Raw genomic sequence first — 16,248 nt, 5'->3', positions numbered from 1 at the left:
GCACTGACGTGGCGGGCCTGGCGCGACGACCTGGCCGATCCCGTGCCCGTCGGTGACGACACGCTGGAGCGCCCGGTGCACTGAGCCATCGGCGCAAAGCCCGGCCGGGTCACGGCAGACGCTTGGCGTTGGCCGCGACGCGGGATAAGAAAGCCGTTCCGGACCCGGGTCCCGGGATCGCCGCAGAAGGGCCACCGCGATATCATGACCGCTCGATCATTCACCCGTCCTCTCGCGCAGGTCGCCTCCGCGGCGCTCGTGGTCGCCCTGTCGGCGTGCGGATCGTCGCACTCGACCGGCGGGCTTGCCGCCCCTCATAACCAGCTTCTGGGCGAAGACCGCTCCGCCACCGGCGGCGACGATCAGCTGTCGGGCGGCGTAAACGCCTATCTGTGGCGCGGCGCGCTGGACACCCTGTCCTTCATGCCAATCGCCTCCACCGACGCCATCGGCGGCATCATCCAGACCGACTGGTACACCCCGCCCGCGACCACCAACGAACGCTTCAAGATCGCGGCCTACGTCCTCGATCGACGCCTGCGCTCGGACGCGCTGCGGGTAGCCGTGTTCCGCCAGGTGCGCCAGGACAACGACTGGGTCGACACCCCCGTCGCGGCCAACACGACGTCCGACATCGCCGCCCGTATCCTGACACGCGCGCGCCAGCTGCGCGCCGACAACGGCAACAGCGACAACTGACGTCGACGCCACGCCATATTTTCCTTCACTGACGTGACCATCGCCCGGCGTCCGATCCCGGCCGGGCGCACGCTTTTCCGGATCCGGACATGACCGACCAGCCTGCCCCCTCCTACGATTTCGAAACCGCCGAGCCGCGCTGGCAGGCGGAATGGGAGCGACTGGGCGCCTTCGATGTACCTGACGTGCCACCAGCCGACCGGCCGAAATACTATGTGCTGGAGATGTTCCCCTATCCGTCGGGGCAGCTGCACATGGGCCACGTCCGCAACTACACGCTGGGCGATGTCGTGGCGCGGTACAAGCGCGCGCGCGGTTTTGCCGTCCTGCACCCGATGGGCTGGGACGCGTTCGGTCTTCCGGCTGAAAATGCAGCGCGCGAGCGTGGCGTCCACCCGGGCGAATGGACTCTGGCCAATATCGAGGCCATGCGCGGTACGCTCAAGCGGCTGGGCTTTTCCTTCAACTGGGACCGCGAGATCGCGACGTGCCTGCCGGAGTATTACGGCCAGCAGCAGAAGCTGTTTCTCGACATGTTGCGCGACGGACTGGTCGAACGGCGAGAGGCCTCGGTCAACTGGGACCCGGTCGATCACACCGTTCTGGCCAACGAACAGGTGGTCGACGGGCGCGGCTGGCGTTCGGGTGCGCTGATCGAGAAGAAAAAGCTCTCGCAGTGGTTCCTCAGAATCACCAAATTCGCGCCCCAGCTTCTGGCGGGGCTGGACGCGCTCGAGCGCTGGCCCGAGCGTGTGCGCACCATGCAGGAACGCTGGATCGGCCGGTCGGACGGCGCGCGCGTCCTCTTTCCGCTCCATAACGCGCCCGATGGCTTCGACCCGAACCTCGATCAGGTCGAAGTGTTCACAACGCGCCCCGACACGCTGTTCGGCATGTCGTTCCTGGCCATCGCCGCCGATCACCCGCTCGCGGCCAAGGTCGCGCGCACCAATGCCGACGCGCAGGCCTTCATCGAGGAATGCCGCCGTCTCGGCACGACCGAAGAAGCGATCGAGACCGCCGAGAAGCGCGGCTTCGACACTGGCCTGCGCGTAACCCACCCGTTCATGCCCGAGCACAGCTTCCCGGTCTGGATCGCGAACTTCGTCCTGATGGAATATGGCACGGGCGCCGTGTTCGGCTGCCCCTCGGGCGACCAGCGCGACCTCGATTTCGCCCGCAAATACGGGCTGGCGACCCCGCCCGTCATTCTGCCCCCGGACGAGGACGCCGCAAGCTTCGCGGTCGGTGCGAAGGCGTATGACGGCGACGGCACGCTGTTCAACTCGGGCTTTCTCGACGGCCTTTCGATCGCCGAAGGTAGGAAGGCGGCGATCGAACGGCTCGAAGGGTTGGGTGTCGGCCGAGGTATCGTGAACTGGCGCCTGCGCGACTGGGGCATCTCGCGCCAGCGCTACTGGGGCTGCCCGATTCCGATCGTCCACTGTGATTCCTGCGGCCCGGTGCCTGTGCCCGACGATCAGTTGCCGGTCGTCCTGCCCGATGACGTGACGTTCGACCGTCCCGGCAATCCGCTCGACGTTCACCCCACCTGGAAGCATGTCGCGTGCCCGTCCTGTGGTGCGGCCGCCGTGCGTGAAACCGACACCTGCGACACGTTCGTCGACAGTTCGTGGTACTTCGCCCGCTTCACGGCGTCCAAGGCGTCCACGCCGACCGTGCCCGCGGCGGCGAACGGCTGGCTGCCAGTCGATCAGTATATCGGCGGTATCGAACACGCGATCCTGCATCTGCTCTACGCGCGGTTCTTCACCCGCGCGATGCACGAAACCGGACACCTCGATCTCGATGAGCCGTTCGCGGGCCTGTTCACGCAGGGCATGGTCAATCACGAGAGCTATCGCGACCCGGACGGCAACTGGCTCTACCCGGAGGAGGTGGAACGCACCGGTAATGGTGCCACGGTCCGCGCGACCGGCGCGCCGGCCACGGTCGGCCGCGTCGAGAAAATGTCCAAGTCCAAGCGCAACACGGTCGCGCCGATCGCCATTATCGAGCGCTTCGGGGCCGACACGGCCCGCTGGTTCGTCCTGTCCGACAGCCCGCCCGAGCGCGACATGGAATGGACCGAGGCCGGGGTGGCCGGCGCCTCCCGCTTCACGCAGCGCCTGTTCCGTGCCGTGCAGCAGGTCGCCATCAGCACGACCTCCGACGCCGTTGCGGCCGACGCGCCGGAAGCCGCCGCCGATGATCTGCGCCGCACCACGCACCGCACCATCGCGGCCGTGACCGACGCGCTGGAAGGCTTTGCCGCCAACGTCGCCGTGGCGCGTCTGCATGAACTGACATCGGCCCTGATCGAGGCTGAACGCCACAGCACCGCCGTCGGCATGGCGTTCGCACGGCGCGAGGCCGCGTTGAGTGTGTGCCTGCTGTGTGCGCCGATGCTGCCCCATCTGGCCGAGGAAATGCTCGCAGCCCTGGAACCGGACGGTGCGCGCGCGGTCGAGCGCCCGTGGCCCAAGGCAATTGAAGAGCTCTGTGCGGCCAGCCGCGTGACGATTGCCGTGCAGATCATGGGCAAGCTTCGCGGCACCCTCGAACTGCCACCCGACAGCCCCGCCGACACCGTTCTGGCGATGGCGGAGGCCGAACCCAATGTCGCACGTCTTCTGGAGGGCAAGCGCATCGTCAAGCGCATCCACGTCCCCAACCGTATCGTCAACTTCGTCGTGGCCGGCTGAGGGCATGCGCACACGCCCCCTACCGCAGCCGCGTTCCAGCATGGTGTTGGGCCTGCTGGCGTGCCTCGGACTGGGGGGCTGCGGTTTTACGCCGCTCTACGGCAACGGTAGCGGCCCAGCCGGAATCGCAGGCGTCGGCAATGTTTCAGCCGAACTCGAACGCGTCTACGTCGCCCGTATCGGTGGCGTATATGGTGAACAAGTGCGTCTGGCGTTGCAGGCCGATATGTCCGGAGCCGGCCCGGAACATCCTGACGGCTACACCCTGAGCGTGCTGCCCAATGTCAGCGAGGAGTCGATCGATATCCATCCCGACAACACCTCGGGACGGCAGCGCATCACGGCCAGCGCGCACTGGAAGCTGTATACGGTCGAGCAATACCCCAAGCTGCTGGCCGAAGGCGCTGCCAGCACGATGGACGGCTACGAAAACACCTACGAACAGTATTTCGCCCAGACGATGAACGGCGAGACCGCGCGCGGCCGTGTCGCCAAGACATTGGCCGACGCGGTGACCCAGCAGGTTTCGATCTGGTTCCGCACCCATGCCCGCCCGGTGACCGAAGCCGACGACCACACGCCGACCTACGCCGACCCCACGGCGATGCCGAATTCGTCGAATACGATTCCCACGCACAAGGCGGGCGCGGACGGGTTCCCGTCCATGGCCATCGGGCGCGAAACACCCAACGCCGACGACTCGGGCGACTAGGGGGCGGCGCGGCGCATGGCCAAGATCGACGCGCGCGCGCTCGCCGGTGTGCTGGCCAAACCGGAGGCGTGGCGCGCGATCCTCCTGCACGGCGAAGACACAGGCCTGATCCGCGAGCGCGCCCGCGCCATGGCGACCCACGTCGCGGGATCGCTCGACGACCCCTTCCGTGTGGCCATCCTCGACGCCGACGCGACAGACCGACTGGAAGAGGAGGCCCTGGCGCTTTCGCTGACCGGCGGCCGGCGCGTCGTGTGGGTGCGCGATGCCGGCGACCCGCTCGCAGCCCCTCTCAAGCGACTGCTTGACGGAACGTCCGAGGCGTTCGTGGTCATCGAGGGCGGAGCCCTGCCCGCGCGCTCCCGATTGCGGGCACTGGCCGAGGCCCATAAGGACGCCGCCAGCATCGCCTGCTATCCCGAGGAGGGGCGCGCCCTGGCCGGTTCGGTACGGCAGATGCTGGAGGCCGAGAAAATCCGCATCACACCCGACGCGCTCGACTGGCTGGTCGGGCGGCTGGGCACGGACCGGGCCGCGACACGCTCGGAGGTCGAAAAGCTGGCCCTGTATGCCGGGCCGGGGGGCACCCTGGACATCGACGACCTGCGGGCCTGTATCGGCGATGCAGGCGCCGTATCGCTGGAGGACGCGGCCTTCGCGGCCACGGTCGGCGACAGGGCGTCGGCCGACCTTGCGATCGAACGGGCACTGACCGAGGGCACCAGCCCGATCGCCATCGCACGTGCGCTTCTGTCGCACCTGCACCGTCTGCGGCGCGCGCGACTGGCGATGGACGAAGGGCAGGACAAGGCCGCGGCCATGCGCGGCCTGCGTCCGCCGGTCTTCTTCAAGCGCACCGAGGCCTTCGGCCGTGCGCTGGGCCTGTGGAGTGCCGCCGGACTGCTGGAAGCCGCGCGTCAGGTGCAGGCTCTCGAACTGGCGTGCAAACAGACGGGCGCCCCCGATCAGGTCCTGTGCCGGCGGCTGGTGGCCGAACTGTGCGCCCGCGCGCGGCTGCGCCGCTGACCCGCTTGCCCTTCCGGAGGGGCTTGTTTAAGAACGACGGCGTGTGTCCGCGTAGCTCAGCAGGATAGAGCACAGGATTCCTGGTTCAATTGGGCGTCACGATGGGAAACCGCGTGGCGGATCTGCTCAAAGTCGGGGAACGCTCAGGCAGTCACCTGCGTGCCGATCCCGAGCCAAGCCCGGCCATGCCGGGAAGGTGTAGAGACTGGACGGGCAGCACCTACCGACCCATCGCGGGTCCACGGTGAAGGGACAGTCCAGACCACGAACGGCGCGAACGCGCCGGCGGCGAAAGCCGAAGTGGTATGAATCCTGGGGCCGTGGGTTCGAATCCCGCCGCGGACACCATTCCACTTTTTATCCAATGAGATCAAAATCTTAGGATCCAGTGACAGCATCTCGGCGTTCGGGGTGTCGAATGTCCTGTCTGGGCATCTATCCTTTGAGACCGTCGTGGGCTGTCTTGCCGGACTCGTCCTTGCCGAAGCCGTCGCGGCGACCTCGGCGCCCCCGGAACCGAGACCATTGAGGCACCGGGGCCGACGGATCGCTCAAAAGCACATGGCTCGTGCCGGCGCGGGCAGGTGCGCACGTCGTTCTGATGATCCCCGGTCCCGGCCCTGTGGACCGGAACGGCGACAGCCCGCAGGGCCTGAAGGCCGCGGCACTCAGACGTCTGGCAGAGGGGCTGGCCGCAGACGGCATCGCCACCGTGCGCGTGGACAAACGCGGGATGTTCGGCAGTGTCGCAGCGGCCCCCGACGCGAACGCCGCGACGATCAACGCCTACGCGACCGATGTTCATGCCTGGACAACGGTGATTCATCGTCGGACCGGCGGAACATGCGTCTGGGTTCTGGGGCACAGTGAAGGCGGGCTGGTCGCCGTTGTCGAGGGCCGCGAGAGCGGACCTGTGCGGCCCCCTTCTGGTATCGACGGCCGGGCGGCCCTTGGGCGCTCTACTCGCCGAACAGTTGACGTCCAACCACGCCAAAACGCCAATTTTGCAACAGCCCCTGTCCGCCATCCACGAGCGGGAGGCCGGGCGTCATGTCGAGTCCACCCCGCTCAACCCGGCGCTGCTGTCCCTGTTCCGGCCGAGCGTTCAGGATTTCCTGATTGACGAGGCAACATCGCGACCAATGCCGATCCGACCATGTCTCTGGCCCCCGATGTCGTATCCAGCATCGCGGCGTTCATACGATCGGAAGCCCCTTGATGACCGATGCTGGATCGTGGCCTGTGCTCATGTGCGGAATCAACATGCGCAGCCCCTATGGTCCGGCCGCCTCCGTCATGATGCGCGCGTGGAGGATTTGCACCGCAGCCCTCTGCCACGATAAACCCGCTGTTTCCACAGCCCGCTACGCAAGGTCACGCGCTGCCCCATGATGAGCTCACCCTCCGCGCGTCCGCGCGAACTTACGCTGCGGGGGATCATCCTCGGCGCCTTGATCACCATCGTGTTCACCGCTTCGAATGTCTATCTCGGCCTGAAGATCGGCCTGACGTTCGCATCGTCCATCCCGGCGGCCGTGATTTCGATGGCGGTGCTCAAGGCGCTTGGGGGGGACTCGATCCTCGAGAACAACATGGTCCAGACGCAGGCCTCCGCCGCCGGCACCCTGTCCTGTGTCTTTGCCGCCTTTCCCGCCCTGGTAATCGTGGGGTGGTGGTCGCACTTCCCGTTTCTCGAGACGGCGGGCCTGACTCTGGCCGGCGGCATAACGGGGGTGATCTTCACGGTGCCCCTGCGTCGTGCGCTGGTGACGAACTCGGCACTCCCCTACCCCGAAGGTGTCGCCGCCGCCGAAATCCTGCGCAGCGCCTCTGCCGAGGGGACGTCCGGCGGCGTCCGGGCGCTCGCCTCCGGGGGCGCGATCGCGGCTACGGTGACGTTCCTGACTTCGGGTCTGCGTGTGCTGTCGGACCAGGCCGCCGTCACCCTGACCGCGGGAACCGCCATCTTCCGTCCCATGACCGGGTTTTCGCTGGCGCTGTTCGGCGCGGGCTATCTGGTGGGCATCGGCGGCGGCATCGCAATGCTGCTGGGTGTGTTCATCGCGTGGGGCGTGTCGGTCCCGTGGCTGACCGCCGCCATGCCCCTGCCCCACCCCGCCGGCGCGACGGCCCTGGCCGAAGGCGTCTGGCTGCACAAGGTGCGCTTCCTCGGCGCCGGCACGATTGCGGTCGCGGCGGTCTGGACACTTTTCAGCCTTCTCGGCCCCGTGGCGCGAGGCGTGCGCGAAATGCTGGCACCGACGGCGTCCGCGCCCGACCACGAACGGGACCTGTCCCCCCGCGCGCTGGGCGTTCTCGGTGTGGGGATGGCGGTGTTTCTGGCCGTTCTGTTCGCCCATTTTCTCGCGCCGTCACCGGGCGGCATGGGGCTTCTGGTCGTGACGGCGACGCTGTTCTGTCTGGTGTTCGGTTTTCTGATCGCGGGCGCGTGCGGATACATGGCCGGCATTGTGGGGTCGTCGTCGTCCCCCATCTCCGGGATCGGCATCGTCACGATGGTGGCGCTGTGCGCCCTGCTGATGGGGATGGAGCGGTGGGGACTGGTCCCGGCCTCGCTTCTTGCCGATGGGCATCGCGGGGTGATCGCGTTCGCGCTGTTCGTCCTGTCGGCACTGGTCGCGTCCGCCGCCATCTCGAACGATAACCTCCAGGACCTGAAGACCGGGCAACTGGTCGGTGCCAGTCCGCGCCTACAGGAGATCGCCCTCCTGATCGGCTGTATCGCCGGTGCGGCGGTCATCCCGCCCGTCTTCAACCTGCTCTACCAGGCCTATGGGTTCGTCGGTGCGCTTCCCCGTCCGGGCATGGACCCGTCGGCGGCGCTGGCCGCGCCCCAGCCTGCCCTGATGGCGACGATCGCGCAGGGCATCTTCCTGCACACGCTCGACTGGACCATGATCGCGGTGGGCGCGGCACTTGGCGTCGCACTGATCGTGATCGACATCGTCCTGCGCCGCCGCGCGCTGGCGCTGCCTCCGCTGGCCGTCGGCATGGGGATCTATCTGCCCGCTACCGTGTCGGTCACGCTGGCCATCGGCGCCTTCGTGGGCTGGCTGCTGGCGCGGCGGGCGCGTCCGAAGGGGCATAGCGATGTCGCGACCATGATCGCCTCGGGCATGATCGTGGGTGAAAGCCTCATGGGGGTTGCGATCGCCGGGGTTGCCGGGGTTACGGGGCGCGATGACGCTCTGGCCTTGGTCGGGCCGGGATTCATGCCCATATCCACCCTTCTGGCCGCGCTGGTGTTTGTCGCCACGGTCGTCTGGTTCTCGCGGCAGGTGCTGCGGACGCGTTTGCGAACAGGATGAAGCATGATCCCCTTCTCGGTGCTGGACCTCTCCCTGATCACCAGCACCGGCAGCCCGGCCGAAGCCTTCGCCAACAGTCGTGATCTCGCCCGACATGCGGAAACCCTGGGGTTCGAGCGCTACTGGGTGGCCGAGCACCACGCCATGCCGGGCATCGCATCGGCGGCAACCGCCCTTCTGATCCAGCATATTGCATCCGCCACGCAGACCATTCGGGTCGGTTCGGGCGGCATCATGTTACCCAATCATTCTCCACTGGCCATCGCGGAACAGTTCGGCACGCTGGAGACGCTGTTTCCCGGCCGGATCGACCTCGGGCTTGGCCGCGCCCCGGGCTCGGACCAGGAGACCGTGCGCGCGTTGCGTCGCGACGCCGGAAGCGCCGACCGGTTCCCACAGGACGTGGTGGACCTGCTGGCCTATCTCGGGCCGCCGCAACCCGGCCAGCGGGTGGTCGCCGTGCCGGGAGCGGACACCAACGTGCCGGTCTGGCTGCTCGGTTCGTCGCTGTTCTCGGCGCAGCTTGCCGCCTATCTCGGCTTGCCGTTCGCGTTTGCGGCCCATTTCGCGCCCGAACAGATGGAGGCCGCGCTGACGCTTTACCGCCGGGAGTTCGAGCCATCGCGCTATCGCCAAACCCCGCATGCCATGGTGTGCGTCAACGTGATCGCAGCCGACACCGATGCACGGGCAGCCCGGCTGGAGACATCACTGCGACAGTATTTCGTGGCGCTCCGCACCGGCCGCCCCATCGCCTATCCGCCGCCGATCGATCCGGAGACGCACGCATGGTCGGAGTCGGAGAAAGCCCTGTTCGCGCACGCGCTGCGTTTCACCTTCGCCGGCAGCCCGGCGACGGTGCAGGCGGGATTATGCGGCTTCATCAGCCGCTACCAGCCCGACGAACTGATGATCGCCGCTCCGATCTTCGACCATGGCGCGCGCCGGGACAGTCTGTCGCATGCCATGGCCATCCGCGCGGCTCTCGCGCGGGCATAGCCCTCAGCCGTAGGACGACAGCGGCGCGGCCACGTCTTCCAGCGACCGGCCTTCCGCGTCCACACCCCACACGATCGCGACCAATGCCGCCATCAGCATCAGGATCGCGGACATGGCGTATCCGAACGCCAGTGCGCCGAGACTGCCATGGCCGATCAGCAGTCCAAACAGGAACGGCGCCGCAACACCGCCAAACAGTGTGCCCAGCGCATAGAACAGGGCGATCGCCAGCGCGCGCATTTCAACCGGAAAGATTTCCGATGCGGTCAGATAGGCCGAACTCGCCGCCGCCGACGCAAAGAAGAAAATGGCCGACCACGCCAACGTCAGTGTCAGCGCACTGAGCGAACCGGCGGAGAACATCCATGCCATGACTAGCATCATCACGCCCGCCAGCGAGTAGCTGGCGCAGATCATACGCCGTCGGCCCACCGTATCGAACAGCGAGCCGAGAAGGATGGGGCCGAGAAGATTACCGATAGCCAGCGGGAAGATGTAAAGCCCGACATCGCTTTCCACGACGTGGTCGTAATGCGTCAGCACCATGCCGTAGGTGAAAAACACCGCATTGTACAGAAAGGCCTGAGCGATCATCAGAACCAGCACATAGGCCGTGCGGGCGCGATAATGCGTGACCATGATGGTCAGCGCCTCGATCAGGCCGAACGCACCCGCCGGATAGATCAGGACCGTCGGCAGCCCCGCGTTGCCGTGCGGCCGGTTCGGACAGCGCGCCTCGATCTCGTCGACGATGCGCTCGGCCTCCTCGATACGGCCGTGGGTCATCAGCCAGCGCGGGCTTTCGGGCACCCAGGCACGCATGAAGATAACCGCCAGCCCCAGCACGGCGCCGATGAAAAACAACAGGCGCCACGCCACCGCGCCGCCAATGGCATGTGATTGCAGCATGCCCATGGACGCGGCCGCACCGATGGCAGCCCCGGCCCAGAACGTGCCGTTCACCACAAGGTCGACACGACCCCGCACCCGCGCTGGCACCAGTTCGTCGATCGCGGAGTTGATCGCGGCGTACTCACCCCCGATACCAAGACCCGTGATGAAGCGGCACAGTATGAAACTGAAGAAATTCCACGACAGGGCCGATGCGCCGACACCGACGATGTAGAGACTGAGCGTCAGGAAGAAAATCTGCTTGCGCCCGATACGATCGGTCATCCACCCGAACAGCAGAGCCCCGACGACCGTGCCCGTGACATAGGCCGACGCGGCGCCGCCGATCTGGGCCGCGCTGAGCGCCAGCGTGTCGGCCCGCTGCAACAGGGGGCCGATACTGCCGACGATCGTGACCTCAAGCCCGTCGAGGATCCATGTGATCCCCAGAGCCGCGACAACAAGCATATGGAAACGTGACCACGGCAGACGGTCGAGCCGTGCCGGTATGGCGGTGCGAAAGGGCTTCGCCCGCGGTCCACGGTGACCACGCGGGCCCTTTGAAGGCCGGATGATGTTCATCGTGTTCATCGCGACACGAAGTTCCTTCCGTTCTTGCGGAACCGTTCTGCGCGGCCCTTTGAGAGACTGTCGGCGTGGCGGATGGCAACCGCCCTTTTGCCCGGGTCGATGTCGAACCCGTCGACGGTGAACGCAGCGACACAGAGGCGGTTGCCCTGTCCGAAGCCACCCGTCGACCTGTCACACAGGATCACGGTGTCGAACGGGGCAACAAAGCGCAAGGCCAATTTCGATGACGATCGCGGGTGCCAGAATAAAGATCACCGGTGGACCCGCCAGAAGACCGCCGACAAGATCGAGGCACGGCGCGGCGAACTGCGCCGGGCGCGAGGGAAGACGACGCCCGAGAATGGACAGCACCACCCCGGCTACGATGGTCAATGCCCCGAGCATCGCCTGCGCCGGATGCCGCAGAAGGGCAGGCGCCAGACCACCGACGATCCGGTCCAGACCGGCCGCGTCGCCGTTCCACCCCGCCATCCCGAACAGCACTGAAAACGGCAGGGTCAACGCCCCGAAAACATCGCGCAGCAGAATCAGCAGACCTGCGACGAGAGGGGGCAACAGCAGAAGCGCCAGCGCCACGCCAACATCGGCGATCACGAGTACGAAGAGCACGCGCTCCATCCCGCGAGCGCCCGCGTTGCCCCTGCGAAGCGCCGTATCCGTCGTGCTCACGCCGCCACGGTCCGCCTGTCGGGGCCCTGCGACGGTAGGCTCACGCTTTTTTCTTGATCCACCATTTCACCGGCTCCGGCTCGTCGGTCTCGAAATCGACGTCCATCGTGGCCACGGCGGGACGCGCCACACGGCGCGGAGCCACACGCACGGGCGCCTCGATCGTCGCCAGGGACGAGGGCGCGGCCGGCGCCGCGTGCGACAACCGCACCTCAAGCGTCTGCCTGTCGTCCAGAAGCCGGTCGCGCTCGGCTTCCAGCGCGCGCAGCTGGGCGTGCAACTGTGCGATGGTCTGCTCGTGGCGTGCCGCGTCGGCGCGCGCCTCGTCCAGACGGACCTCGGCATGTCCGGCGCGGGTCTCAAGCGTCCGGGCCATGCTCCGCGCTTCGCTCAGGCTGCGCTCGGTGTCCTCACGAAGACGTTGCTCGCGACGCACGGATTCGCGCAGCCGCTCGACCTCCGCCTGATGGTCGTCCGTCGGCGGCGGCAGGCCCTGCGTGCGGGGCGCGCGGGTCAGCGTGTGACGCTCCACCGGAACGTCGCCATCCTGCACGAAGCGGCGTCGACGCTGCCCCGGGTCGCTCCCGCCAAAATGCGAACCGCTGCCGTGGTGGCTGCCCTGCGCGGACGGACGGTGGTCGGAGGCGGGGCGCGGCGAGGATGGGCGGTGTGTGGCGGGGCGGCGCGTTCCCTGCCCCAGACGGTCAAGCGCCTGTCGCAGCGCGTCTTCACTAAGATCGGGCGTGTCTGTATCGTCGAATTTCATCTGACCCTGACGGGGTTGGAGAGTGTCGTAGCGAGAATCGGGAAGAAGCACACGGTTCCGTGTGAGCGCGATCCGCCGCAATCTGACGTGTATGATCAATCTCCGATCGCGATCCGAGACCGGGTGTATCCGGAGAGCGTTATTCGATCGGTGTCTTTGGTCTTGGTTTCGCGTTAGCACACAACTAGGGTCATGTCACGGGGCATAGTTGTGCCTGCCACGTAATACGGATGGAATACTGTCCGTTCTCGGCCATGTCGTTACAAAACGTTTATTCGCGCGCGCCACAGGACTGTCGAACGATCAGGCGCGGCGCAATCACCACACGGCGCACCGGGGCGTGCGGGTCGGCTATGCGACGCGCCAGAAGCGCCACGACCGCCGCTCCGACCTCGTTCATCGCGGTCGCGACGGTGGTCAGGGACGGCCAGGACGCGGCGGACGACGGCAGGTCGTCGACACCAACGACGGCCACATCGCGCCCGGGCAGCAGGCCATGCGCCTGCAACCTCCCCAACACCCCCTGCGCCACAGGATCGTTGTAGCAGATGACGGCCGTCGGCGGGTCGGGCTGCGCCATCATGTCGGAGATCGCCGCCGCTCCATCCAGCCCGGTGACGCCGCCGACATGCTGCCGATGTGCGGTCAGTCCCTGGCGATGCATCTCGTCAGCGAAGCCCTGCTCGCGCTCGCGCGACGCGGAATGGGGCTTCGGCCCTCCGCCGATATAGGCGATCTTCCGATGACCGAGCGCGACCAGATGCCGGACGGCCAGACGAAGCGCTTCGGCATAGTCCGCCCCGGCATAGTCACCGCGCGTCTGCGAGACATAACGCAGCGCCTGAACGAACGGTGTCTGCCAGAACTCGAGCTCATCTATGACGCGCTCGTCGGAATCCTCGGCCGGGGAGAACACGACACCGTCAACACTGTGTTCGCGCAGGCGCAGCAGGACTTGCTGTTGGCGCGTGTCGGACTCGGCGCTGTTGGCCAGAAGTGCCACCTGTCCCCCGCGCTCCAGCGCCTGGTCCAGAAAGGCGACGAACTCCGCGACGTATGGATTGGCGATGTCGTTGACCAGAAGGCCGATCGTGCGTGTCCGGCCTTCGCGCAGCATGGCCGCGCCACGATGATAGACATAACCCAGCGTGCTCATGGCTTCCATGACCCGTGCGCGCGTGGGTTCGGCGACCAGCGGGCTGCCACGCAGCACCAGCGAGGCCGTCGATCGCGACACGTTGGCGGCGTTCGCCACGTCGAGCAATCCTACGCGCCTTGAACGACGGGAGTGTGCGCTGTTACCGGGACCGGTTTCGGGATGACGAGCCATTCTGGCATGCAGGCTAACCCTGTTTTCACAAAGAGACCATGCGCGCGGGGCAGACGTTCGGGCCCGTTGCGCCTCCCCTCTGCAACGCCCGGCGTGCGACACGCGCCACGGGCCGGGCCAAGGGAGGCGGAAAACATAGGCTTTTGCCAGGTTGAGGCGCCCCTGCCCTCCCGGCCAAGCGAGATGTTCGAAAATCACATGGCACCCTTTAACAGACCGCGCTTCACCGGCCTTCCCGTGCGCGACTGCGATTTAGATCACCGCTGCTTCACAAAGGGTTTATCGGCACTCCCTTCCTCATGGATCGATCCAGAGCCATAACGGAGCGGATCGACCCGCTCCGACGGGTCATTGTCCCCCACGTCCAGGCGCCCGCGCCGTCGTACAAGAAACGGAGTCCGTGATGCCCGGCCCCACCAGCCCCCACCAGACGACGGCAGCCGCCGCCTCCCTCCCCGCGTCGGCACACGATGGGGTGACGGCACCGATCGCGCCTGGCGACGTTCCGCACGACGTCGGCGGATTTTCCTTTCCGGGGCTTGCGCACGCGTCCCGGGCGCTGCGCGACGCGGGGCGGCCGAAAGTGCTGGTCGTCATGGGCGTCTCGGGCAGCGGCAAGTCCACCCTTGCCGGCGAATTGTCGTTCGCGCTGCGCTGGCCTCTGGTAGAAGGCGATTCGCTGCATCCGCAGGCTAATATCCTGAAGATGAGCACGGGCGTCCCGCTGACGGACGCCGATCGGCAGCCCTGGCTGGAGGACATCGGCCGCGTGGTGCGCGACTGGATCGACAGCGATACATGTGGGGTGATCACGTGCTCGTCGCTCAAACGGCGTTATCGCGACACCATCTCCGGTGGCAACACCCGTGTGTGCTTCGTCTATGTGAAGGGTGCCCAGGCCGACATCGCACCAAGACTCAACCGGCGGACCGGCCATTTCATGCCCAGCACGATGCTCGACAGCCAGTTCGCCGCCCTTGAGGAGCCCGGCGAGGATGAATGCGTGCTGTCCGTCGATGTTCGCGCGTCGCGCGACAGTCTGACGAAGGCAACGCTGGACGCGCTGGACGGCCTGACCGCCTGAGACGTTGTCAGGCCCCGTCGGGTCGGGAACGTGCGCGCGGCTGCCAGAGGATATCGGCGCGCCCGTCCTCGTTCAGATGACGCCCAAGCACGAACAGGTAGTCCGACATCCGGTTGAGGATCAGCGCCACATCGGACGGTACCGACCCGGGTTCCGTCTGCGTCACCCGAACCACGGCGCGTTCGGCGCGCCGGACAACGGTGCGCGCCAGATGCGCCCAGGCCGAAGGCTGCGAGCCTCCGGGAAGAATGAAACTGGTCAGGGCTGCCTGGCGGATCTGCAAGGACTGTGTCGCGGCCTCGATCCAGGCGACCGCCTCCGCTCCCATATCCGCAGGAGCCGCCGCGCCCGGCTGGCACACCAGCGCACCCACGTCGAACAGAAGCGCCTGAAGGTGCCGCACCTCATCCAGCCGGCCCTGCGCGCCGACAAGCGACGTGGCCAACAGGCCCAGCACGGCGTTGGCCTCGTCCAGCTCACCCAACGCATCAATCCGGACGGACGACTTGGAGACGCGCACGCCGGAGGCCAGGGACGTCTCGCCCCGATCTCCGCCGCGCGTCGTCACAACGTCGATCCGCACAGGTCCGCGCCCTGCCGGGCGTGGACCTTCATCGACTGCCATCAGACTGTCAGTGATGGTGGCGATGGTGGGCCGTACCACCATGGGCAGGTGCCAGCGCCTTGGCGCCGTCGATGTGCTTCTGCACCGCCGCCGCCGTATCGGTGGCATAGGACTTCAGCGTGTCGTCGGTCGTGCTCTGCATCTCGGCCTGCACCTTCGGCAGAAGCTGGGTGTGGCCCTCGATCATCGCATGGGTGTAATCGCGGTCGAAGCGACGACCCTTCTCGCCCTGCATGGTGGTGACGATCTTCTGGTCGTCGTCGTTCAGCGTGTCGGCCAGCGTCAGGCCATGGGCCGAGGCGATCTCGCGCAGCTTGGCTTCGTTGCCGGTGTGGTCGTCGTTCAGCATGGACGCGTAGTCCTTGACCTTCTGCTGACCGGCGTTGGTCGCGGCGACCTTCGCCAGAGCGATCTCGAGCAGATTGGCCTCGGACAGCGTCTGGACAAATTGCGCGTCGGCTTCGGCCAACGGTGCCGGTGCGGGCGGAGCCGCCGGCGGCTTCGGCTGGTCGGCGCACGCGGCGAGCGGCACGAGACTGGCGGCGAAAGCCCAACGCAGAATGGTTTTCATGTTCTTCTCTCTCCCTATGATGTCAGCCGGCCGCTCGGGACACAGTCCGACCCGGCGCGTTTCGTGGGCTCAACGCACCACGCGCGGGAAGGATACACTGCGCATGAAAAATCTCCGGCGGCAATGCGCCGCACACGTGGCCGCAAGCGGGGGTGCCCCCCCGTTCAGCGTGCGCGAAACTGGTGCACGGCGGCGATCAGGGCTGAACGCACCCCCGGCTCCAGCGCCGAATGGCCCGCGCCCGCCACCAT

The 16,248-nt window shown here is 66.9% G+C and carries 14 protein-coding genes; 8 read left to right on the top strand and 6 right to left on the bottom strand.

The features are described from left to right. The first annotated feature begins 204 nt into the window (after positions 1-204). The 7 genes from HUK82_RS09060 (at position 205) to HUK82_RS09030 (ending at position 9,470) form a co-directional block, all read left to right on the top strand. Positions 205-699 carry a DUF3576 domain-containing protein gene (locus tag HUK82_RS09060; RefSeq protein WP_176613663.1) on the top strand — a complete coding sequence of 165 codons (495 nt, stop codon included), beginning with the start codon at positions 205-207 and terminating at the stop codon, positions 697-699. Between the two features lie 89 nt (positions 700-788). Continuing rightward, positions 789-3,404: a leucine--tRNA ligase gene (leuS, locus tag HUK82_RS09055; RefSeq protein WP_176613662.1), complete on the top strand. Its 2,616-nt coding sequence runs from the start codon at positions 789-791 to the stop codon at positions 3,402-3,404. A gap of 4 nt (positions 3,405-3,408) precedes the next feature. Continuing rightward, positions 3,409-4,116, top strand: a complete 708-nt coding sequence (locus HUK82_RS09050) for a hypothetical protein (RefSeq protein ID WP_246495130.1) — start codon at positions 3,409-3,411, stop codon at positions 4,114-4,116. Positions 4,117-4,131: 15 nt separating this feature from the next. After that, positions 4,132-5,142, top strand: a complete 1,011-nt coding sequence (holA, locus tag HUK82_RS09045) for a DNA polymerase III subunit delta (protein ID WP_176613661.1) — start codon at positions 4,132-4,134, stop codon at positions 5,140-5,142. 601 nt (positions 5,143-5,743) lie between these two features. Beyond that, positions 5,744-6,265 carry an alpha/beta hydrolase gene (locus HUK82_RS17705; protein WP_176613660.1) on the top strand — a complete coding sequence of 174 codons (522 nt, stop codon included), beginning with the start codon at positions 5,744-5,746 and terminating at the stop codon, positions 6,263-6,265. Positions 6,266-6,533: 268 nt separating this feature from the next. After that, positions 6,534-8,471 (top strand): OPT family oligopeptide transporter, encoded by a 1,938-nt coding sequence (locus tag HUK82_RS09035; protein WP_176613665.1) that lies wholly within the window; start codon positions 6,534-6,536, stop codon positions 8,469-8,471. 3 nt (positions 8,472-8,474) lie between these two features. Next, on the top strand, positions 8,475-9,470 hold the full coding sequence (locus HUK82_RS09030; protein ID WP_176613659.1) for an LLM class flavin-dependent oxidoreductase: 996 nt from the start codon (positions 8,475-8,477) through the stop codon (positions 9,468-9,470). A gap of 3 nt (positions 9,471-9,473) precedes the next feature. Here the strand turns inward: HUK82_RS09030 and HUK82_RS09025 are convergent, their stop codons facing one another. The 4 genes from HUK82_RS09025 to HUK82_RS09010 all read right to left on the bottom strand — a co-directional run bounded on the left by HUK82_RS09025 (position 9,474) and on the right by HUK82_RS09010 (position 13,642). Beyond that, a complete protein-coding gene (locus tag HUK82_RS09025; RefSeq protein WP_246495176.1) occupies positions 9,474-10,943 on the bottom strand; it encodes an MFS transporter in 1,470 nt (489 codons plus the stop codon). A gap of 180 nt (positions 10,944-11,123) precedes the next feature. After that, positions 11,124-11,621, bottom strand: coding sequence for a hypothetical protein (locus HUK82_RS09020; RefSeq protein ID WP_176613658.1), 498 nt, complete (start codon positions 11,619-11,621; stop codon positions 11,124-11,126). Positions 11,622-11,661: 40 nt separating this feature from the next. Next, complete coding sequence (locus HUK82_RS09015) at positions 11,662-12,387, bottom strand: hypothetical protein (RefSeq protein ID WP_212647843.1); 726 nt, start codon at positions 12,385-12,387, stop codon at positions 11,662-11,664. Between the two features lie 271 nt (positions 12,388-12,658). After that, positions 12,659-13,642 carry a LacI family DNA-binding transcriptional regulator gene (locus HUK82_RS09010; RefSeq protein WP_212647842.1) on the bottom strand — a complete coding sequence of 328 codons (984 nt, stop codon included), beginning with the start codon at positions 13,640-13,642 and terminating at the stop codon, positions 12,659-12,661. A gap of 478 nt (positions 13,643-14,120) precedes the next feature. Here HUK82_RS09010 and HUK82_RS09005 point away from each other — a divergent pair, with 478 nt between their 5' ends. After that, complete coding sequence (locus HUK82_RS09005) at positions 14,121-14,801, top strand: gluconokinase (RefSeq protein ID WP_176613655.1); 681 nt, start codon at positions 14,121-14,123, stop codon at positions 14,799-14,801. Positions 14,802-14,808: 7 nt separating this feature from the next. Here the strand turns inward: HUK82_RS09005 and HUK82_RS09000 are convergent, their stop codons facing one another. Together HUK82_RS09000 and HUK82_RS08995 are read right to left on the bottom strand one after the other, a co-directional pair. Then, entirely contained in the window at positions 14,809-15,426 is a 618-nt protein-coding gene (locus HUK82_RS09000) for a cob(I)yrinic acid a,c-diamide adenosyltransferase (protein ID WP_176613654.1), read from the bottom strand. 7 nt (positions 15,427-15,433) lie between these two features. Beyond that, positions 15,434-15,997: a DUF4142 domain-containing protein gene (locus HUK82_RS08995; protein ID WP_176613653.1), complete on the bottom strand. Its 564-nt coding sequence runs from the start codon at positions 15,995-15,997 to the stop codon at positions 15,434-15,436. Positions 15,998-16,248 lie beyond the last annotated feature (251 nt).

This window comes from Ameyamaea chiangmaiensis, assembly GCF_013376175.1.
Lineage (GTDB): Bacteria > Pseudomonadota > Alphaproteobacteria > Acetobacterales > Acetobacteraceae > Ameyamaea > Ameyamaea chiangmaiensis.
The sequence above is the reverse complement of the archived record's forward strand: the minus strand, read 5'-3'. Positions and strand labels throughout refer to the sequence as shown.